General features: G+C 46.1%; 20 protein-coding genes and 4 tRNA genes. 10 read left to right on the forward strand and 14 right to left on the reverse strand.

What is annotated here, in order from left to right:
• Nucleotides 1-75 precede the first annotated feature (75 nt).
• The gene (locus KE531_00100; GenBank protein ID MBR9952044.1) at nucleotides 76-1,425 is read right to left on the reverse strand and encodes an MATE family efflux transporter; all 1,350 of its coding nucleotides are present in this window, start codon (nucleotides 1,423-1,425) and stop codon (nucleotides 76-78) included.
• 155 nt (nucleotides 1,426-1,580) lie between these two features.
• Between KE531_00100 and KE531_00105 the strand changes: the two genes are divergently transcribed.
• Nucleotides 1,581-3,185: an IS1182 family transposase gene (locus KE531_00105; GenBank protein ID MBR9952045.1), complete on the forward strand. Its 1,605-nt coding sequence runs from the start codon at nucleotides 1,581-1,583 to the stop codon at nucleotides 3,183-3,185.
• A 159-nt stretch (nucleotides 3,186-3,344) separates the two neighbouring features.
• Here KE531_00105 and KE531_00110 read toward each other — a convergent pair.
• Nucleotides 3,345-3,417, reverse strand: a tRNA-Thr gene (locus KE531_00110).
• A gap of 107 nt (nucleotides 3,418-3,524) precedes the next feature.
• Between KE531_00110 and KE531_00115 the strand changes: the two genes are divergently transcribed.
• A complete protein-coding gene (locus KE531_00115; protein ID MBR9952046.1) occupies nucleotides 3,525-4,451 on the forward strand; it encodes a DUF4397 domain-containing protein in 927 nt (308 codons plus the stop codon).
• A gap of 133 nt (nucleotides 4,452-4,584) precedes the next feature.
• On the opposite strand, the gene rlmB is transcribed toward KE531_00115, so the two are convergent.
• Genes rlmB through KE531_00140 form a run of 5 tightly spaced genes read right to left on the reverse strand, consistent with a single transcriptional unit; the run spans nucleotide 4,585 to nucleotide 8,703 of the window.
• Nucleotides 4,585-5,328 (reverse strand): 23S rRNA (guanosine(2251)-2'-O)-methyltransferase RlmB, encoded by a 744-nt coding sequence (gene rlmB / locus KE531_00120; protein ID MBR9952047.1) that lies wholly within the window; start codon nucleotides 5,326-5,328, stop codon nucleotides 4,585-4,587.
• Nucleotides 5,318-5,770 (reverse strand): ribonuclease III, encoded by a 453-nt coding sequence (locus tag KE531_00125; GenBank protein ID MBR9952048.1) that lies wholly within the window; start codon nucleotides 5,768-5,770, stop codon nucleotides 5,318-5,320. Before KE531_00125 ends, rlmB begins: the two co-directional genes overlap by 11 nt.
• The gene (gene cysS, locus KE531_00130) at nucleotides 5,755-7,164 is read right to left on the reverse strand and encodes a cysteine--tRNA ligase (GenBank protein MBR9952049.1); all 1,410 of its coding nucleotides are present in this window, start codon (nucleotides 7,162-7,164) and stop codon (nucleotides 5,755-5,757) included. The genes KE531_00125 and cysS overlap by 16 nt, the downstream gene beginning before the upstream one ends.
• A 37-nt stretch (nucleotides 7,165-7,201) precedes the next feature.
• On the reverse strand, nucleotides 7,202-7,747 hold the full coding sequence (locus tag KE531_00135) for a 2-C-methyl-D-erythritol 2,4-cyclodiphosphate synthase (GenBank protein MBR9952050.1): 546 nt from the start codon (nucleotides 7,745-7,747) through the stop codon (nucleotides 7,202-7,204).
• A gap of 20 nt (nucleotides 7,748-7,767) precedes the next feature.
• Nucleotides 7,768-8,703 carry a diacylglycerol kinase family lipid kinase gene (locus KE531_00140; protein MBR9952051.1) on the reverse strand — a complete coding sequence of 312 codons (936 nt, stop codon included), beginning with the start codon at nucleotides 8,701-8,703 and terminating at the stop codon, nucleotides 7,768-7,770.
• Nucleotides 8,704-8,862: 159 nt separating this feature from the next.
• On the opposite strand from KE531_00140, the gene KE531_00145 reads away from it, so the two are divergent.
• Nucleotides 8,863-8,935, forward strand: a tRNA-Val gene (locus KE531_00145).
• Nucleotides 8,936-8,958: 23 nt separating this feature from the next.
• A tRNA-Met gene (locus KE531_00150) sits at nucleotides 8,959-9,032 on the forward strand.
• 81 nt (nucleotides 9,033-9,113) lie between these two features.
• On the opposite strand, the gene KE531_00155 is transcribed toward KE531_00150, so the two are convergent.
• Nucleotides 9,114-9,356: a helix-turn-helix transcriptional regulator gene (locus KE531_00155; GenBank protein MBR9952052.1), complete on the reverse strand. Its 243-nt coding sequence runs from the start codon at nucleotides 9,354-9,356 to the stop codon at nucleotides 9,114-9,116.
• Nucleotides 9,357-9,497: 141 nt separating this feature from the next.
• Between KE531_00155 and KE531_00160 the strand changes: the two genes are divergently transcribed.
• The 5 genes from KE531_00160 to KE531_00180 all read left to right on the forward strand — a co-directional run bounded on the left by KE531_00160 (nucleotide 9,498) and on the right by KE531_00180 (nucleotide 12,688).
• On the forward strand, nucleotides 9,498-10,019 hold the full coding sequence (locus KE531_00160) for a hypothetical protein (GenBank protein ID MBR9952053.1): 522 nt from the start codon (nucleotides 9,498-9,500) through the stop codon (nucleotides 10,017-10,019).
• Complete coding sequence (locus KE531_00165; GenBank protein MBR9952054.1) at nucleotides 10,019-10,453, forward strand: zinc ribbon domain-containing protein; 435 nt, start codon at nucleotides 10,019-10,021, stop codon at nucleotides 10,451-10,453. Before KE531_00160 ends, KE531_00165 begins: the two co-directional genes overlap by 1 nt.
• A 4-nt stretch (nucleotides 10,454-10,457) precedes the next feature.
• Nucleotides 10,458-10,652, forward strand: a complete 195-nt coding sequence (locus KE531_00170; GenBank protein MBR9952055.1) for a hypothetical protein — start codon at nucleotides 10,458-10,460, stop codon at nucleotides 10,650-10,652.
• A gap of 142 nt (nucleotides 10,653-10,794) precedes the next feature.
• Nucleotides 10,795-12,330 (forward strand): IS1182 family transposase, encoded by a 1,536-nt coding sequence (locus tag KE531_00175; protein ID MBR9952056.1) that lies wholly within the window; start codon nucleotides 10,795-10,797, stop codon nucleotides 12,328-12,330.
• A gap of 284 nt (nucleotides 12,331-12,614) precedes the next feature.
• A tRNA-Met gene (locus tag KE531_00180) sits at nucleotides 12,615-12,688 on the forward strand.
• Between the two features lie 63 nt (nucleotides 12,689-12,751).
• On the opposite strand, the gene KE531_00185 is transcribed toward KE531_00180, so the two are convergent.
• The 6 genes from KE531_00185 to KE531_00210 form a co-directional block, all read right to left on the reverse strand.
• Nucleotides 12,752-14,065, reverse strand: coding sequence for a tyrosine-type recombinase/integrase (locus KE531_00185; protein MBR9952057.1), 1,314 nt, complete (start codon nucleotides 14,063-14,065; stop codon nucleotides 12,752-12,754).
• Nucleotides 14,066-14,280: 215 nt separating this feature from the next.
• A complete protein-coding gene (locus KE531_00190; protein MBR9952058.1) occupies nucleotides 14,281-14,940 on the reverse strand; it encodes a hypothetical protein in 660 nt (219 codons plus the stop codon).
• Nucleotides 14,941-15,311: 371 nt separating this feature from the next.
• Entirely contained in the window at nucleotides 15,312-16,022 is a 711-nt protein-coding gene (locus tag KE531_00195) for a DUF87 domain-containing protein (protein MBR9952059.1), read from the reverse strand.
• Between the two features lie 2 nt (nucleotides 16,023-16,024).
• A complete protein-coding gene (locus tag KE531_00200) occupies nucleotides 16,025-16,768 on the reverse strand; it encodes a hypothetical protein (protein MBR9952060.1) in 744 nt (247 codons plus the stop codon).
• Nucleotides 16,769-16,822: 54 nt separating this feature from the next.
• A complete protein-coding gene (locus tag KE531_00205; protein MBR9952061.1) occupies nucleotides 16,823-17,074 on the reverse strand; it encodes a hypothetical protein in 252 nt (83 codons plus the stop codon).
• Nucleotides 17,075-17,468: 394 nt separating this feature from the next.
• Complete coding sequence (locus KE531_00210; GenBank protein ID MBR9952062.1) at nucleotides 17,469-17,624, reverse strand: toxin-antitoxin system protein; 156 nt, start codon at nucleotides 17,622-17,624, stop codon at nucleotides 17,469-17,471.
• 110 nt (nucleotides 17,625-17,734) lie between these two features.
• Here KE531_00210 and KE531_00215 point away from each other — a divergent pair, with 110 nt between their 5' ends.
• The gene (locus tag KE531_00215; protein ID MBR9952063.1) at nucleotides 17,735-18,562 is read left to right on the forward strand and encodes a hypothetical protein; all 828 of its coding nucleotides are present in this window, start codon (nucleotides 17,735-17,737) and stop codon (nucleotides 18,560-18,562) included.
• Nucleotides 18,563-18,844: the final 282 nt, after the last annotated feature.

Genomic DNA, 18,844 nt, shown 5'->3' on the forward strand with positions numbered 1-18,844 from the left:
CTGGCAGAAAAAAATTATATTTTTTTGATTGTCTACTTGACGGGAAGCAGTTCAAAGGCAAGGGGGATTTTCGCTTTAATAATCTTCTTTCGGAAGCCGCTTCCGCACAATCATAAAGCAGATGAAGTGGGCCGCGGCCGTGACGATCCATGTGACAGGATAAGAAATATAGAGCGTCATCAGCGTGCGGTGCCACTGGAAAATCGTAAAGATCCAGAGGATCCTGAGGCCGCAGGCGCCCGTTAAGGAGACAAGCATCGGCATCACCGAATAGCCGATGCCGCGGATGCTGCCCACCATGGTATCCATGATCCCGCAGAGGAAATACGTGGTGCCGATGATCGAAAGACGGATCATTCCGTACTTCAGCACTTCTGCATCCGACGAATAGATGCCAAGAAGGAAATCCCCCGCCGCAAAAGCCGCCATTCCGAGACTGATCCCGACAGCCGCCACGACGGCGATGCATGTCACCATGATTTTATTGATGCGGCCGTATTTCTTCGCGCCGAAGTTCTGGCTTGTAAAGCTTAAGTTCGTCTGGTAGACCGCGTTCATGGCGTTGTAGATAAAGCCCTCAATATTCGAGGAAGCCGTGTTCCCGGCCATGACGACGGAGCCGAAGGAGTTAACCGACGACTGGATCAGCACGTTGGACACGGAGAACACTGCGCCCTGGAGACCGGCCGGAAGGCCGATCCGCATGATTTTAATGAGAAGGAGCCGCCGGATCCGCAGCTTCTTAATATGTAATTTGAGGCAGCCCTCGCTTTTCATCAGGCAGCGCACCACAAGGCCGGCGGAAATACACTGGGAAATCACCGTCGCCAGGGCAACGCCCGCCACGTCCATATTCAGGGCGATGACGAAAAACAGGTTCAGAACCACGTTGACGATTCCTGCAAAGGTCAGGAAGTAAAGCGGCCGCCTCGTATCGCCGACGGCCCGCAGGACGGCTGCGCCGAAGTTATAGAGCATCGTCACCGGCATTCCTGCAAAATAAATCCGCATGTAAAGAGCCGCTTTGCCCAGCACGTCGTCCGGCGTTCCCATAAGCTCCAGAAGGGGCCGTGCAAGAAGCAGACCGATTACCACTAAAAACAGGCCGCTCACGAGGCTTAAAGCCACGGCCGTGTGGATCGTCTCGTTGACGGCTGTCTCCCGCCTGGCGCCGTAGTACCGCGCTACCATGACGTTGACGCCCACGGAAAGGCCGATGAAGACATTCACGAGAAGGTTGATTAAGGCGCTGGTGGAGCCCACCGCCGCCAGAGACTGGCTCCCGGCGTACCGGCCGACGACAATCACGTCCGCCGCGTTAAACAAAAGCTGGAGAATACCTGACAGCATGAGCGGAATGGAGTACACCAGGATTTTGCCCAGGATTGGGCCGTTGACCATATCGATCTCATAGGATTTTTTCATTTTTCTCTACCCTTTCCCCAAATTTTTCCCCATATGCAACAAAGGAGCCGTTGCAAAATAGATGAGTAATCATCTATGGAGCAGCGGCTCCTTTTTTATGCCCTGAAAACAGAAAACGGACCCTGAAGAGCCCGTAATCCATGGTATAATAAGATATGACCAGTAAATTAAAATACCATAAAAATTATACCGAATTCGGTGAGCCTTATCAACTGGTTTTGCCATTAAATTTGGAAGGTTTGGTTCCTGATGATGATTCTGTTCGACTGCTGAGCCACGAATTGGAGGATTTAGATTACAGCTTGCTGTATCAGGCTTACTCTGCCAAAGGCAGAAATCCGGCAGTGGACCCAAAGACCATGTTCAAGATCCTGACTTATGCCTATTCCCAGAACATCTATTCATCCAGAAAAATTGAAACCGCATGCAGACGCGACATCAACTTTATGTGGCTGCTTGCCGGACAAAAAGCACCGGATCACAGCACCATTGCCCGTTTCCGAACCGGTTTTCTGGCAGATGCCTGTGAAAATCTGTTCTACCAGATGGTCTGCCGCCTGGAAGCAAGCGGAGAATTATCAAAAGAAACCGTATTTATTGATGGGACAAAACTGGAAGCCTGTGCCAATAAATATACCTTCGTCTGGAAGAAATCGGTGGGGAAATGGGAAGCAAAGATGTACGAACGGATTCAGGAGGCAGTCTGTCTTCTGAACCAGGATTATATCTGCGGGTTCCATGTGGGAGAGGAAAGCCGTACCCAGGATCTTCAGGAAATCTGCCGGTTTCTGGAAGAACGATGCCGTCTGGATGGGACGATTTTGGTACATGGAAGAGGAAAACGCAAAAGCCGGAATCAAAAATATCTGGAACTGTTCCGCCGGTTTCTGGAACGCCAGACGATCTATGACTGGCATACAGCTAGTTTCCAGGGCCGGAATAACTACTGCAAGACGGATCCGGATGCCACTTTTATGCACATGAAGGATGATCATATGAGGAATGCCCAGCTGAAACCTGGATATAACGTCCAGATCGCAGTGGACAGCGAATACATTGTGGCAGCTGGGATTTTTCAGGATCGGAATGATGTATGGACACTGGTGCCGTTTCTGAAAAACATGGAAGTGAACCTGGGATTTCGATATCCCAGTGTGACTGCGGATTCGGGGTATGAAAGCGAAGAGGCTTATGAATATCTGAAAAGCCAGGGTCAGATCCCTTACATCAAACCGCAGACCTACGAAAAATGGAAAAAGAGAAGTTTTAAGAAAGACATCAGCAAACGGGAAAATATGGCGTATAAGGAAGAGACAGACACCTACACCTGCCATGCAGGAAAAACACTGAGAGAAGTGTTTAAAAAGAAGCAGAAAAGCAAAAGCGGCTATCCGTCCGAGGTAACAGTATATGAATGTGAGGATTGCGGCGGATGTCCGTATAAGAAAAAATGTACGAGGGCAAAGGGAAATAAGAGGCTGTATCTTTCCAAAAACTTTTTGAAAAAGCGTCGGGAATCTTATGAGAACATCATAAGCGAAAAAGGGATCCAGTATCGGACAAACCGTTCGATTCAAGTAGAAGGAGCCTTTGGGGTGTTGAAAAACGATTATGAATTCCAGAGATTTCTGCTGAGAGGGAAAACGAAGGTAAAACTGGAGATCCTTCTGCTGTGCCTGGGGTATAATCTGAATAAATTGCATGCTAAGATCCAAAATGGCCGGACAGGAAGCCATCTGTTTGAAGTAAAAACTGCATAGAAAAATCATAAAACCGAAAGGTTTTATTAAAGTACGGCAAAAATCCGGCGATCTGCTCTGAAACCATAGGGAGCGCCGGATTTTTTGCTGTAACGAGCGGAAGTGCCGCTCAATCATCTATTTTGATGATTTTGCGACACTCCCTTCCGGCTCAACAAAAGCTGCCTAGCGGATTTGAACCGCCGACCTCCGCCTTACCAAGGCGACGCTCTACCAACTGAGCCAAGGCAGCAGGTGTTTTTGAAACCTTGGATATATTATCATGGATTTTTCCATTTGTCAACAAGAAACTTTTATTTTTTTTCGCATATATATATTAAAAAAATACTGAGGTGTTTTATGGCTGATTCAACCACCAACGCCGGCAGCATGGGAAACCAGACTGCCGACCAGACCTGTGCGGGCTGCATGCCCACCTGGCCGGATATCTCAGGCATTCCCACAACACCCATTGCCACCAATACGCCGCCTGTGGCTCCCCTTCCCGGCGATGACATCGCAGGGATTCCGACGACACCCATTGCCACCAACACACCGCCTGTGGCCCCGCTCCCGGGCGACTGGGGATTCTGGCCGAACTTTCCGTTCCCGGTACCCACGTTCCCGTCCTCGGGCCTCACAAGCCAGGTGCGCTTCCTAAATGCCACCACAAACGGATCCACGCTGGAGGTATTCATTGATAACCGGAATGTCCTTTCCGGCTCCACCTTTGCCACCGTGTCCGTGTACATCACCGTCACCGACGGTTTCCACACCATTACCATCCGCCAGACCTCCGGGCAGACTTTGTTCCAGCAGACCCAGGCCTTTGTCGCCGGCGAGCGGATGACGATGGTAATCCTGGATGCTGCAAACGGCGTGAGCCTGGCGCGCGTCTCCGACATGGGCTGCACCAATATTCCTTCGGGCTACGGCTGCCTGCGGGTCGCCAACATGTCCTACAACGGCTCCAACTACGATGTCCGTACCTTCAACAACCAGGTGGCCTTCTCAGGCGTCGGCTTCCGGGAAGTTACCTCCTTTAAACAGACGGCAGCCGGGAATTACAGCTTCTTTGTGACAAGCTCACAGATCTCCTTTACTGCCATCCGGGAGCTTCCCATCCTCGTCCTGTCGGCCATCATCGGTTCCGGCTGCACCTCCTGCACCGTGAACAATCCGCTTCTCACGTTCAATGTAAGCGTCGAGGCCGGCAAGGCATATACCAGCTATATTATCGGAAATCCCTGGTCCAACATGTACCGGGTTTTCACCCTCGAAAGCTGACAGGAGAACCGTCAAACTGCGGGGCGGCACGGCCGGAAGCTGTGCTGTCCCGCACGTTTCCCTGGCCCACTGGCCAAAAACAGCGTGCAGCCCTTTTCCTGGCCGCACGCTGTTTCATCTGTCCGTCTGTTCTTTAGCCGTTAAGCCTCTGCCGCACAATCTCATACGCCAGAACGCCGGCCGCCACCGACGCATTGAGGGAATCAATGTCACCCTTCATGGGAATCGACGCCGTCATATCGCACTTTTCCTTTACAAGACGGCTGACGCCTTCGCCCTCGTTCCCGATCACAAGGCCGATGGGCCCCGTCAGGTTCAGCCGGTACATGGACTCGCCGCCCATGTCAGCGCAGACGAACCAAAGCCCTTCTTTTTTCAGCTCCTCAATGGTGGACGCCAGATTCGTCACCTTCGCCACCGGCGTATAGTTTAAAGCCCCGGCAGACGTCCGCGCCACCGTGGCCGTAAGACCGGCGGCACGACGCTTGGGGATGATGACACCGTGGGCACCGGCCAGGTTCGCCGTCCGGATGATGGCGCCGAGGTTGTGAGGATCTTCTATGCCGTCAAGAAGGAAGAGAAACGGCGGTTCCCCCTTCTTTTTCGCAGCCTCCAGGATTTCGCTCACCTCTGCGTATTCATAAGCCGCCGCATAGGCGATGACGCCCTGATGGTGGCCCGTCTCCGACATCTGGTCGAGACGCTCCTTGGCCGTAAAGGTGATAATCGTGTCATGCTTTTTGGCCTCACGGACAATCGTCCTCACCGGCCCGTCCTGGCATCCGTCCAGCACAAACAGCCGGTCAATGGTCTTCCCGGCCCGGAAGGCCTCCAAAACGGCATTGCGGCCTTCAATCGTCAGTTCTTCATATCTCATCGGTATTCTCCTCGCTCATTTCCCCCATAAGAACCAGCCCGCGGCTCACCAGTTCAAAAAGCCGCCCATACTGTTCGGAAAGGTACAGCCAGCCCACCAACGCCTCAAAGCCTGTGGCCGTCCTGTACTCCGTCATGGTGGCATTTTTCGCCATGGTAGCCGACCTGGCGTTCCTGCCCCGCTTGTAGACGGAAAGCTCCTCCGGCGTCAGCTCCTCCTTAAGAGCCAGAACCATGGCCGCCTGGAACGGCGCCCGCACAAGACCCGCACTTTTCTTATGGAGCTTGTTCACCTGGGCATTCCCGCCGTTTACGACCTTCGTCCTGACGATCAGCTCGTAGACGGCGTCCCCGATGTACGCCAGGACTAAAGGCGAATACTGGCCCGCCTCCACGTCCTTTAAATGAAACGCTTCCTTAAAACGGATCAGGCTCTCTTCCATTTTACGCCCTCTCTCGTATCCTCTAAGACAATTCCCCTCTCAAGAAGCTGTCCGCGGATCTCATCGGCCAGTGCAAAGTTCTTCTCCTTCCTTGCCGCCTGCCGCTTTGCAATCAGCTCCTCAATCTCGGAGTCCAGGATTTCTTCCTTCTTCTCCGTGATGATGCCCATGATATCGCAGAGCTTCTCGATAGTCTCCTTAAGCCAGGACACATACGCCGCCGTGCTGTTCTCATTCGCCGTGGAGTTTGCAAGCTTCACAAGCTCAAAGACGGCGGAAATGGCGTCAGCCGTGTTGAAGTCGTCGTCCATGGCCGCCTCGTATTTGGCAACCAGCTCCTCGCCTGTTTTCTTATTTTCCAGTTCTCCTGCCGTCAGCTCAGTGCCCTCAGCCTTTAAAAGCAGGTCCTTTAACTTCTCAACGCCTGTGAGGATCCGCTCAAGGCCGTTTTTCGACGCCTCCATGAGCTCGGCGCTGAAGTTTAACGGGCTGCGGTAGTGGGCGCTTAACATGAAGAAGCGGAGCACCTGGAGATCGTATTTTTCGCTGATCTCCCGCACCGTAAAGAAGTTTCCGAGGGACTTGGACATCTTCTTATTGTCAATATTTAAAAATCCGTTGTGCATCCAGTATTTTGCGAAGGTCTTTCCGTTGGCCGCCTCGCTCTGGGCAATCTCATTTTCATGATGCGGGAAAATCAGATCCTCGCCGCCTGCGTGGATGTCGATTTCCTCGCCCAGGTAGCGCTTCGCCATAACCGAGCACTCAATATGCCAGCCGGGACGGCCCTCGCACCAGGGGGACTCCCAGAAAGGCTCGCCTTCCTTTTTCGGCTTCCAGAGCACGAAATCGTTGCTGTCCTCCTTATCCTCTTCGCCCGTCACCTTAAGCTCCCGAAAGCCCGACTGGAGATCGTCCAGGTTCTTATGGGACAGCTTTCCGTAGTCCTTAAATTTCCGCACACGGAAATAAACCGTGCCGTCCTTTGCCACATAGGCATAGCCCTTTTCAATCAGCGTCCCGATCATCTCCAGCATGCCGCAGATCTCCTCGGTGGCCTTCGGGTTCTTCGTGGCCGGCTTTATGTTCATGGCGTCCATGTCCTTTTTGCATTCCTCGATATAGCGCCTCGAAACAGTGTCGGCATCGACGCCTTCCTCGATGGCTTTTTTGATGATTTTATCGTCCACGTCCGTGAAGTTGGAGACGTAGTTCACCTCATAGCCCTTATACTCAAAATACCGTCTGACCGTGTCAAAGACGATCATCGGCCTTGCGTTCCCGATATGGATTAAATTATACACGGTCGGGCCGCACACATACATTTTTACTTTGCCCGGCTCCACCGGCACAAACTCTTCTTTCCTTTTTGAAAGAGTATTATAAATTTTCATATCTGCTCCTTTTTTCCTGCATTTTTATAAAACAGCATCAGCTTTCCGTCCCATGACAGCCCTGACAGCCGCCGCAGCCACGTGGAAGCCGGTCCTCCAGGCTGTAATCCGCCACCGTGGAAAGAAGCGTGACGGCCTGGGCCGCAATGCCCTCACCGGCGCCGGTAAAGCCAAGGCCCTCTTCTGTGGTGGCCTTGATGTTCACCTGGTTTTCCTCGATCCCGAGGGCTGAAGCGATGTTTGTCACCATCTGTTCCCGGTACGGAAAAAGCTTTGGCCTCTGGGCGATGACCGTCGCGTCGATGTTTTCCACCAGGAAACCGTTTTCCTGAAGGAGCACGGCCACGTGCCGCAGAAGCTCCATGCTGGAAATGCCTTTATATTTCTCGTCTGTGTCCGGGAAGTGGCGGCCGATATCGCCGAGCGCCGCGGCGCCCAGGAGAGCGTCCATAACTGCATGGAGCAGCACGTCCGCGTCGGAATGGCCCAAAAGGCCTTTTTCATACGGGATGTCTACCCCGCCGATGATAAGCCGCCGTCCCTCTGAAAGACGGTGTACGTCATATCCCTGTCCGATTCGCATAAGGACTCCTTTCACATTTTTTAGCTCATTCCAATCATCCGGATCTTCTTCCCGATGCACCGCACCTCAATATCCTGCTGGCAGAGGCAGCTCTCGCCGTCCACATGGACAGCCATGGGCTTTGCAAGACGCACCGAGGCCTCCCGGCACTCAAAGATCCGAACGCCCCGCTCCCGCTTTTTAATTCCGACAATCACATCCAAAAGGATCGGGATCATCTTCCGCTTCTTCGAGGAATTCCCCACATATACCGTAAGAAGGCCGTCGTCTACTTCCGCGTTTTCAGGCACCTTTTTCCGCTTGCCTTCCTCCCTGTGGATCTTGAACGTCATGAAATAGATATGGTTAAACTCTACCTTTTTATACCCATCCAGCAGAATATAGCCCTTCGTCGGCTTTGCCAGGATGAGCTGCTTTAAGCCGAGGAAGAAGTAGAGGAACCGCGTCAGGCGGAACCGGCACATCTGCTTTCTCGCAGAGCAGCAGAGAAAATTATGGCAGATGGCCGCATCCAGGCCAATCCCGCACCGGCCGGCAAACCTTCGGTTGAAGATAGCATCGTCGCCGCCGCAGGTCAGCACGCCGTAATCCAGCATCCGGTAATATTTCGGGTGCAGGATCCGCCGGATCTGCCGTTTCACCTGGCGGAAGGACTGGAAGCCTTTGGAAAGCGCATTGCGGAAACCGGCCGGCACATACCCCAGGGTCAGCGGCCCCTGAAAGGAAACGCCATTCAATACTTCGTTGTACGTCCCCTCCCCGCCTACCACCACAAGGATCTTGGCACTGGCTTTATCGGCCGTCAGCTTCCTTGCGATTTCCGCAGCATCCCCCTGATTCTCCGTAAAAAAGACACGGTACTCCTGCCGTTCCTTCTCAAGCTGCCATTCCAGTCTTTTCCATATAAGATAGCCCCTTCCCGCGCCTGCGCTGGGATTTACGATAAACTGATACATGGAACCCTCCGATTGCATACCCTGTTCTTATCTAAGATAGTATAACACAGAATAGCGAAAAAAGATAAGAAAATTTCTATAAAAAAACTATTGACATTTTTTGCGATTCAGGTTATACTACTCAAGCAATCGCGGTTGAGACAACTTACCGCTTTATACGGGGTGTTAGCTCAGCTGGGAGAGCATCTGCCTTACAAGCAGAGGGTCATAGGTTCGAGCCCTATACGCCCCACTTATTTTCCTAAATTTATATATGGCGGAATAGCTCAGTTGGCTAGAGCACACGGTTCATACCCGTGGTGTCGAGAGTTCAAATCTCCCTTCCGCTACTTTCGTGAAACCGGGAATTCTCCATAACGAATTCCCGGGTTTTCTTTTTGTAACATTTCTGTTAAACTTAATTTTCAGAATTATTGTATCTCCTGCTCCAGCATTTCAAAAATGGGGTGTGTAAAAAAATCTCCTAGACTGATCTCAAAGCCATCACAGATTTTTTTCACGGTCGAAAGGGTAATATTTTTTCTAGTATCATCAAAGATACTATAAATAGTCGATGGCGTTACTCCACAGACATTTGCCAGTTCATTATAGGCCATTCCCCTTTCCTTACAAAGTAATTCAATTCTTTTTGCCGCTGCTTGTTTCACATTCATATTTTATCCTCTCTTCTGTTTATTTCTTAAGTATCATTGAAGAAAGAATATATTTTTATACGCGACAGCGTGTACGCACTTGCGTATATTGTTAAAATATGATATGATAACTAAATGAAAATGCAGAAAGGGAGGAGAAAAATGCTGGAAAAAATCAAGGGAAGCATAAATAAAGGCCTGTTATCTGCCAGCGTCAATTCCAGTACTTTTTTTGAAATCGAAAAGATCAAAGGAAAGGCAGAAAAAGAAAAATCTGAAATCAAACAACTATTTAGCGAATTAGGAAAACAAGTCTATGAGTTATGGAAAGCTGATCATTTTGATCCCACTGTAATCAATAGTATTTGTGAAAGAGTCCAGGGCAAAGAACTTACTTTAGACACATACCAGAAAGAAATAGAGCACTTGGAAGCGGAACGCAGCAGAGTTCTTAGAGAAGCAAATATGCAGGCAGAAAAGTCCTCTGCCAGCTGCCCTGTTTGCGGCGCAACAAACACAATGGGCGGTAAGTTCTGTGTCCATTGTGGTGCTCTTTTACCAGATTTTTCTTCTAATCCAAAATGTGGCACCAAAAAAATATGTAGCTGTGGAGCAACCAACAGCCAAAGCGCAAAATTCTGCATTTCATGTGGAAAATCACTTCTAGAGGAGGAAAAAGAATAATGAAAAAAATGTTTTGTCCAGAATGTGGCAGTTTAGTTGAAGAAGGGAACACTTTCTGTCCGGAATGCGGAAAAGAAATCCATCGGTCGGTTCCTGCTTCAAACGAACCCAAAAATCCTACATTTACAAAAGCATCCGGTTTCTTTTGGATTCGATTATTTATGGCCATGACAGGTGTTATTCTCATTTTTGCCATATTGATCCTGATCGTTGGTTTAACTATTGCAATTAACGAAGGGGAAACCATGATCTTCTTCATAGGATTATCCGTCTTTGTTGCAATTCTATATACCGTAACCATCTCTATGGTATTTGGCTCCATGGCAATGAATATAGAGAAAATGACAAATCAGTTCGCCTATATCCAAAAAGCACAGGAAAATCAGCTGGCACTTTTAAAGCAGCTTTCCGCTCAGCATACAAAAGGAGAATAAACTCATGAAAAAAATCACCCTGTTTCTTATTATCATGAGCACTGTGGTATTTACGGCAGCATGCACAAAGCATTGTAGTATAGAAGGATGCGAAAATGAAATATACAAAGAGGGACTTTGCAAAAAACATTATTATATAAATCAAGGAGCCGATGCAGTAGAAGATGTAGTCAACGGAATCATGGATATCATTAAATGACAATTTCTTCATGCTATAAGTTTGAACGAGGGTGTCCCAAAAGTCATGAAGTGACTTGAGGGGATACCCTCTTTTTCTGAAAAAATAGAGAACGGTTACCACGCCGTTCTCCATTTCCCCTTATTATGTGATATAATAAGGTATGCTCACATTTAAAGATTATACTACGGATCAATTACAATTACCACTATCTTTTGAAGATTTTATACCGGAAAATCATCTGGTGCGGGTCGTAAATACCATCGTGGACAGTTTGGACCTGTCTTCACTCTACGGCAGATACAAAGAGGGCGGATGCCCTGCTTATCACCCACGGATGATGCTGAAGGTTATGATCTATTCTTATTCTCAGAAAGTTTATTCCTCCCGCATGATCGCAAAAGCTCTTCGTGAAAATGTTAATTTCATGTGGATCGCTGGTGGAAATCAACCGGATTTTCGTACCGTCAATCGCTTTCGCCTTCACATGAAAGACATCATCGAGGATGTGTTCTTTGAAGTGGTCAAACTCCTGATCGAGAAAAACTATATCAAGCTTCAGAATTACTTTTTGGATGGCACAAAGATCGAGGCTAACGCCAATAAGTATTCTTTCGTATGGAACAAGTCCGTCCGTAATTATGACCGGAAACTAGATGAAAAGATCAAGAACCATCTCCGGGAGATCGACCGGATTGTGGCGGAAGAAAATCAGATTTATCTGGAAGAAGACCTGGAGGAAAAGGGGGAGCATACCCAGATCACCGCAGAACAGGTGGCAGCTGTTGTGGAGAGCATCGACAAAAAGTTGGAACAAGAGCCAGGAAATAAACAGCTGAAGAAAAAATCCAAAGAATTTAAAAAGGATATCCTTCCCAGGAAACAGAAATACGAAAAATCCCTGGAAACCTTTCGTGGAAGGAACAGCTATTCAAAAACAGACCAGGGTGCCACTTTTATGAGGATGAAAGAAGATGCCATGTTAAACGGCCAGCTAAAACCTGGCTATAACATCCAGATCGGGACAGAGAACCGATATATCGTGGGCTTTACCATACATCCCAACCCAACCGATACGAAAACAATGATCCCGCACCTAAGGCACCTGGAAGAAAAACTGGGGTGTTTACCGGAAAACGTGATCGCGGATGCAGGATATGGGAGCGAAGAGAATTATGAATATTTAGAAGAAAAGAAGGTAGGCTGTTATGTAAAATACAACAAATTTCACTGGGAGAAGAAAAAGAAAAACCGGGAGAACCCTTATCTGGCGGAGAATCTGCCCTATCTGCCGGAATCAGACAGCTTTGTCTGCAGAAATGGGAAACGGCTGGTGCATGTGGGAAACCGAAAATATGTAACAGAAGCCGGCTATGAAACTAGGCGGGATTATTACCGGTGTGAAGACTGCAGCGGCTGCCACTATGCATCAGAATGTAAGCATACGGAAAAGAACCGCACGGTCCGGGTATCCCACCGGTTGAATGAACTGAAAAGAAAAGCAAACGAGAACCTTTGTTCCGAAAAAGGACTGGTACTGCGTTCACAAAGGGTTGTGGAAGTGGAACAGGTCTTTGGGAGGATCAAAGGCTGTTGGTCGTTCCGTCGTTTTCACTTGCGCGGAGCGGATAAGGTAAAAATAGAGTGGGGACTGTTAGCAATCGCCCATAACATCACAAAGATGGCGCTGGAGAGATGAACATCCAGTGCTGTTTTTCATGTAAAAGCCCTTTTCAGCAATATAAGAAGAGGATGCCCCTCTCTATGATTTTTAATCAATCATAGTTTTGGGACACCCTCGTTCTTCTTATTTCGGCAACAGTATGCTACACAAATCTATTTTTCCGATAATAAAATCATTTGCATGATTTATGTAACAGGAACATTGTCCAAACTGTCTAAAAATTATATTTTTTTAGTACAACTTCTTCTTGACAAATCCTGGAAAGTGTAGTAAAGTATAGAAGTCTTAAAAATACCTATGGCGGAATAGCTCAGTTGGCTAGAGCACACGGTTCATACCCGTGGTGTCGAGAGTTCAAATCTCCCTTCCGCTACTTTAAAACCCTTGAGTTTTCAAGGGTTTTTCTATTTTCCGTTTGAGTACCTTTGAGTACCTCTCAAATCGCAATTCTGCAATCCGATATTCCGTTTTCATTGACTAAAGCATTTTCAAAGAGAGCCGTTGTCTCCTGCTTTCCCACACGGTTATAACAGTAATTAGAAAATGTAGTGCGCTCATCCGTATGGCCTACCGCTTTCCGAATTTCATTGATATTGATACCGCTGTCAATCAATGCGGAAATATAAGTCTTTCGTACTTTGTGGAAACTCTTTTCCATGATGTCGCATTGCTTACAGTATTTTGAAATTCGATATTTGATTGTACGGGTAGTCATTCGCTGGCCTTTGTTCAGAAAGAGAAATCCATTTTCCGGCCAGCCATTCATACGGTTTGACAGTTTGACGGCCTCAATAATTTTGAGTGCCTGCGGAACTAACGGAACTTCCCGGACGCCGGCCTCTGTCTTTGTGTTCTCCACCACAGCCCGCTCAATTAGCCGGATATGTTCCAAGTCAGAGTAATCATAGACTTCTTCTTCCATTCGCTGAACGTAAAGCACATTGCCTACAATATCCGATTCTTTAATTGCCGCCATTTCGCCCAGACGCAAACCGGTCAAGAATCCTAGAGGAACGGTCAAAGGGGCAGTATTCAGAGGATTGCTGTTAAAATCCGCCAAGGCCGTTTCTATTATCCTGGGTGTTTCATCCAAAAGGAATACCTGGGATTCATCATTTTTCTTTGCCGGTTTTCGGAGCATTTTCTTTTGCAGCTTAATTTGCCGGAATGGATTTACGGGAATAATCCCAAGAGGCTCCACAGCATAGTCCAGCATTTGCCGAATTAGGATTGTCATAGTATAGTAGCAGGTTTTCGTCATGTTGTACTGTTTAATAAGCCTATGCGCCCATATATCCAATTCGTTCACAGTAAGCTCTACAATGGGCTTATCTATGAGTTTTGGATAAGGAATATAGAATTTCTTCCAATCACAGTTAAAACGCCGTATGGACGTTGTAGCGCGTGTATGAGCGCCTTTCCATTCAATCCAGATTGGATATAATTCCCGCAGAGTTATTTCTTTTCCCTGCTCCCGTTTCTCCTGCTCTTTGTAAAAGTCAATGACCGCCTGCCGGATCGCCATTTCCGAAGTACGTTTTAATTTTCGTCTTCCCTGCTTTTGACGGCTATCCGGCAAATAAGTGTACCATTTCCCGTCCTTTCCCTGATAAATTTCATATTTGTGCAACGATAAATAATATTCTTCTTTCTTCATTGTCAACGCCCGTCGCACGTCCTCGACGTTGATTATACCATTGAGCAATGCGTCTTGCAAGATTGCCAAGTCAGTTAAATTTACTTTATTCATTACGCCACCTTTGGGGTGGTGTAAGGTTCCATTACTGTTTTTATTGGGATAGTTTGTTTAGATGTTATTCTTGAATTTAAAGATATTTTCTATGTGATAAAATATTTTATATAATTGCTAAAAATATGTATATTCGTTTTTATGGATGATTTATTTAATAGGATTCGTTATGTTTATATTTATTTTTTTGGTGAAGCCTTACACCATATTCTGTTTTAGTCATCAAACGGAGATTCAAAAAATATTTCTCCAGTTTCCGTGTCAAATTCAGATTGCCACTTCTGAATCTCATAAAGCTTGTCCCGCTGTTCGCGGAGTTTTTTAATATGGTTGTCCTCCATGATTAAACTTTCAGGATTCTGCCCGCCGTCATACCATTTAATTTTAACGTACTCATTTTCAAAATCCCAGTAAAAGGAATCGGGATTGATTGCCCCTTTTTTGATTATTTTTGCTCGTTTTAATCCCTGCGAGGCATAGTACAAATGATTTCCCAGAGCCTGAACACCAGAGCCAAAACCTTTTGTAATATATTTCGTCACATAAGCCGCGGCCGCTTGTAAATTCCTTATTGGTTCAATATCGCAGAATCCAAATTTTTCTCGATATGCCGTCCAATCGTAAATCGCCATACCTTTCTTTACCTTTGTGTGTAAATAACGTGGTAATTTTTCTCCTGTGGAAAACGGTCTAAGATGGTCTGGCGGAATGCCTTTTAAAAAACCGTGCATATGCCAACCGCCTTTTTTGTGCTGTTCGGGAATAACCAGATATTGAATATGCAAACCATGTTTCTTTCCATAATCACGGACAAACCTCGAAAAATCTTTTCGGAATTTTCCGAGATTGTCCCGGTCATATTTTTCTGGATTCAATGTTATCGTCAGAAACCATTCCCATTCATTACACAATGCCAGTTCATAGACATTGTTCCGCGCCCTTATCAAATTGTTTTGCAGTTTCTTCTCGTTGACTGTGTTCTTTTTGGACGAAGATTCCCAGTCCTTACAGATTCCTTTTTGCCGTACCTGATAACAGTATGTCAGTTTTTTCCGTTGTCCGTTGTAGTCTTTTAAAATCGCTACATTTGTCTGATAAGCGGTTACTCCGTCATATATAGGTTGAAACGTATCTTTTTTTATGTTTCATCCCTGCCTTTCGTCACTTTATGATATTAAGTCAAGTAAGGCGGGCGGCAAAGCCGCCCACCACGCCGCCTTGCTTACGCTCCGCACGCAGGCGGCTGTCAGCGTTTGACTGCCTGCTGAATATAAAAATTTAACAGTTCCGGGTCTGTTACTTCTGGAACAACAAACGGGGTAAAATCTGTGCCGTTTACCAGCATATAGCCGGTTCCGCGCTTTCTGTTTGGCTCCATTTTCTTTTTGTAATCGTGAAACATCATTTCCTTTCCTTCTTCCGACAGATTGCCAGTAGCAATTACCAGCCCAATACAATCCCTAGCCTGAATATAGGCTACATCCAAGCGTTGCATACACAACAGCACATGGACATTGAAGGAGCGTCCAAGCATGAGCAAAACGGCTAATTTCTTCTTTTCTTCCTCTGCGGTTTTCTTGTCCAGACTCAAGATATAGCTGGCCCATTCATCCCAAACAAGAAGTAAAAAGTTTCGGGCAGATTCTTTCCCTGATTGGCGAGCCAAAAAATGGGCGTAAAAATCTTCCAGTCCCTTTTGACATTCGCCATAACGGTAAAATCTTGTTTCGCCGGTGAGGAACGAAAAATCCGAATCTCCTTTAAAGTCGCAAATATAATATTGACTATCTGGACATTTGAGCGAAACGCGGGCGAGCAAAAGTTTTTCCGCATAGGTTTTTCCGCTCCCAGTGGCCCCGAAGATAGCCCCGTGAGGGGCTATATCCGGGTTCCAAAGGATGTATTTTTCTATGTGGTATTTCAGGAAGTTTTCATTGAGAAAAAGTTCAATATACATCGTTAAAAATTCCTGTCGCGGGGAGTTGTGTAGTTTTCAGCGTTCATACTGTTATACAAGCGGTTTTTGCGATAACGTAGATAGTTGGCATTTGTGATGGCAATGTCAATCTGGATATAACGCCCCATGTCCAGAACATTGTCGATCATGATTGCAGGATAGGCTACACCGTTATGGAGGATGGCCGCCTGCGAAATTCCCATGAGTTCATTATTGTTCAGACGGCGTTCCAGCGTGTTTTGCAATGTTCCAATGGCCTCATAAGAATCAATCGGGCTTGCAAAATCCTGTTTCCCACATAGGAAGTGGAAAATTGCCGCACCGCTGATAATATCGAAATGCACCGGCGAATCTATTTGGCTTGGGGTTGTTGGTACGCGGAGTCCGAGTATTTCTGCCGTTTCCGCACAAATTGAAACTAGATTACGCCGCAAAAGATTATAAGTTTCGTTTAAAAAAACAGGGTCATAACCAGGGGAATCTTCTGGAATAGCCGGTAACTCTGCCTTTTTCTTGGGGAGCATATAAGCGACCGTGATGATAAGCAAGAAAATTCCGCCGACAATTTTTGCCAACATTTCAAAGTTATAATAAATATATAAAATTATGTTGGACAATAGTAAACTTACCGATACAAGCCCAATAAAGTCAAATATAATATGTAACGCAAATTTTCCCCATTTCCTTTCCTGATAGAGTTCATAGCAATGTTGAACATATTGTTCAAATAATTTGTATAATTTCATTTAATATCCTTTCCGGGGGGAGAGAGAGCCTTCCCTCCCCCTTCTTGTGTTTTATCATTTTGTGGGATATACAGCTGTTGTTCTCAGATATAAACCATTGCGTCCACTTTTGGATACCATTTCAAGCACGAACTCCTTTCCGGGCTCCAAAATATTAAATTGTTCCTCTGAAACGTGAAGGGACTCAATTATTCTTCCATTCTCCTGTGAAATATTTACAACAAACAAATTTTTACTCATTCCATTCACGTCGAGATAACTCTGTCGGTCTTTTCCAATAACATTAATTGTCGCTTTAAAAACCATGTCTGGCCTCCTTCATTTAAATTTAATAAAAAAGCTTACCTTAAAGAAATCCATCCAAGGTAAGCCACAAAAGGCGGATCTCCTCGAATGTAATTTCTTATAAATGTCTAGCCAACTAAAAATCTGGCATTCGACCAAAAACTACATACGAGAAAATCCGCCCATTATTATATTTGTGTTCGTTTATGCACGATTTACGAGTACGCGAAATCCTTTCAACAATCGCAACCTAAACCCGCATAACATAAACTTCTTCACAAATTTTTTAACAAACTCTTTTCTTCACTCAATATCATAACGCATCATCATTGCGTTACTTATAAACATTCTAGCAAACACTGTCCAACTAGTCAATTAACTTTTTTTTACAAAAAAATTAAGACTTTAGAGTTCATTAGTCTATTAAAATATTATTTTTCTGCAAATATTCTTTTAAAATCAAATTTACATATTGTGAAAATGACCGGTCGTCCTTTTCCGCTAAATCTTTAATAATTTCTATGACCGTGGAGTCTAAGGTTATGCTAACCTTTGTTTTTAATGGTTTCATAGATAATACTCCTTTTTCCTACAATATATCATTCCCTCGTATTAATTATTGACAAGTAAGATAAAGTAGGATAAAGTAGGATTATAATTTTTATACAGGAGGATATATATATGCAACTCAAAAAATTACTATTATCCACTATTGCCATTTCATCAATTATGGCAACAACCGCATTTGCCGGCACATGGAGAACCGGAGCCGAGCCAAATCAAAACCGTTGGTGGTATGACAACGATAACGGCACCTTTGCTAATAACGGCTGGCAATGGATTGATGGCAACAACGATGGCACGGCAGAGTGCTATTATTTTGACGCTGATGGCTGGATGTTGGCAGATACCACAACGCCGGATGGCTACCAGGTAAATGAGAACGGCGCGTGGGTAGAGAATGGGAACGTGAAAACCCAAAGCCAGCAAGATACAACCTCTCAGCAGAATGATTCTCTGGTTGGAACATACAATTACAAATATACGGCTGCGTATATACTTGACGCAAGCACAGGAGAATACAATTTATTTATGAAAACTCCTGAACACTCTGAAATTATTTATATTGATGAACTTGTCACTTCTGGAGCCCAGGATGATGGCGCTTATTCAAGAGCATTTGAAGAAAGATGGCCTCTTGGTATGCCTTGGGATTTTGCCACCAGAATGACGATTACTGAAAATACAGAGTCCACATTCCGCTGGCATGGTAACAATGGAAATATCGGAGGTTCCGACGCATATGACGAATATACAAAAAATGGGGACAGCTGGTATTTAAGCGGAATTTCATTTAATGGAATCTTTGTCCCGACCACTGACGAGAACTTTGAGGTTTTGTTTACTGACAGCAATACCTTAGTTTATCGTTACAATTTCATTAGCTATGACAAGGATATGTACCCAGACGGGGCAAATGTCCGCATTGATACCGTTTACCAGAGATAAGGTTTCGTCCAATCAATAATCAAGGGGCCGATAGAGAAAAACCGCTCTATCGACCCCTTTCCCGCATTGTGAGGACTATCTCGGCCACAACTGAAACCTGTCAAGAACAAGCTATCGTCCCTTTCATGGATTCTTGACAGGTTTCTTTCCTCCCCACTATGCCTTGCAGAATTGGTTGAGTACCTATTTGAGTACCTTTGCATTTGAGGACGCGCAAATCCTTTCTTTTCTAAGTATTTGAGGGTAGCCCGGAGAGTTCAAATCTCCCTTCCGCTACGAAAC

The sequence above is a fragment of the Eubacteriaceae bacterium Marseille-Q4139 genome, from assembly GCA_018223415.1.
GTDB lineage: Bacteria > Bacillota > Clostridia > Lachnospirales > Lachnospiraceae > CABSIM01.

What these genes read in the sequence shown, in the direction of transcription:
- KE531_00100 (MBR9952044.1), bottom strand. Translation starts at nt 1,425, where the DNA reads ATGAAAAAATCCTATGAGATCGATATGGTCAACGGCCCAATCCTGGGC.
- KE531_00105 (MBR9952045.1), top strand. Translation starts at nt 1,581, where the DNA reads ATGACCAGTAAATTAAAATACCATAAAAATTATACCGAATTCGGTGAG.
- KE531_00115 (MBR9952046.1), top strand. Translation starts at nt 3,525, where the DNA reads ATGGCTGATTCAACCACCAACGCCGGCAGCATGGGAAACCAGACTGCC.
- rlmB (MBR9952047.1), bottom strand. Translation starts at nt 5,328, where the DNA reads ATGAGATATGAAGAACTGACGATTGAAGGCCGCAATGCCGTTTTGGAG.
- KE531_00125 (MBR9952048.1), bottom strand. Translation starts at nt 5,770, where the DNA reads ATGGAAGAGAGCCTGATCCGTTTTAAGGAAGCGTTTCATTTAAAGGAC.
- cysS (MBR9952049.1), bottom strand. Translation starts at nt 7,164, where the DNA reads ATGAAAATTTATAATACTCTTTCAAAAAGGAAAGAAGAGTTTGTGCCG.
- KE531_00135 (MBR9952050.1), bottom strand. Translation starts at nt 7,747, where the DNA reads ATGCGAATCGGACAGGGATATGACGTACACCGTCTTTCAGAGGGACGG.
- KE531_00140 (MBR9952051.1), bottom strand. Translation starts at nt 8,703, where the DNA reads ATGTATCAGTTTATCGTAAATCCCAGCGCAGGCGCGGGAAGGGGCTAT.
- KE531_00155 (MBR9952052.1), bottom strand. Translation starts at nt 9,356, where the DNA reads ATGAATGTGAAACAAGCAGCGGCAAAAAGAATTGAATTACTTTGTAAG.
- KE531_00160 (MBR9952053.1), top strand. Translation starts at nt 9,498, where the DNA reads ATGCTGGAAAAAATCAAGGGAAGCATAAATAAAGGCCTGTTATCTGCC.
- KE531_00165 (MBR9952054.1), top strand. Translation starts at nt 10,019, where the DNA reads ATGAAAAAAATGTTTTGTCCAGAATGTGGCAGTTTAGTTGAAGAAGGG.
- KE531_00170 (MBR9952055.1), top strand. Translation starts at nt 10,458, where the DNA reads ATGAAAAAAATCACCCTGTTTCTTATTATCATGAGCACTGTGGTATTT.
- KE531_00175 (MBR9952056.1), top strand. Translation starts at nt 10,795, where the DNA reads ATGCTCACATTTAAAGATTATACTACGGATCAATTACAATTACCACTA.
- KE531_00185 (MBR9952057.1), bottom strand. Translation starts at nt 14,065, where the DNA reads ATGAATAAAGTAAATTTAACTGACTTGGCAATCTTGCAAGACGCATTG.
- KE531_00195 (MBR9952059.1), bottom strand. Translation starts at nt 16,022, where the DNA reads ATGTATATTGAACTTTTTCTCAATGAAAACTTCCTGAAATACCACATA.
- KE531_00200 (MBR9952060.1), bottom strand. Translation starts at nt 16,768, where the DNA reads ATGAAATTATACAAATTATTTGAACAATATGTTCAACATTGCTATGAA.
- KE531_00205 (MBR9952061.1), bottom strand. Translation starts at nt 17,074, where the DNA reads ATGGTTTTTAAAGCGACAATTAATGTTATTGGAAAAGACCGACAGAGT.
- KE531_00210 (MBR9952062.1), bottom strand. Translation starts at nt 17,624, where the DNA reads ATGAAACCATTAAAAACAAAGGTTAGCATAACCTTAGACTCCACGGTC.
- KE531_00215 (MBR9952063.1), top strand. Translation starts at nt 17,735, where the DNA reads ATGCAACTCAAAAAATTACTATTATCCACTATTGCCATTTCATCAATT.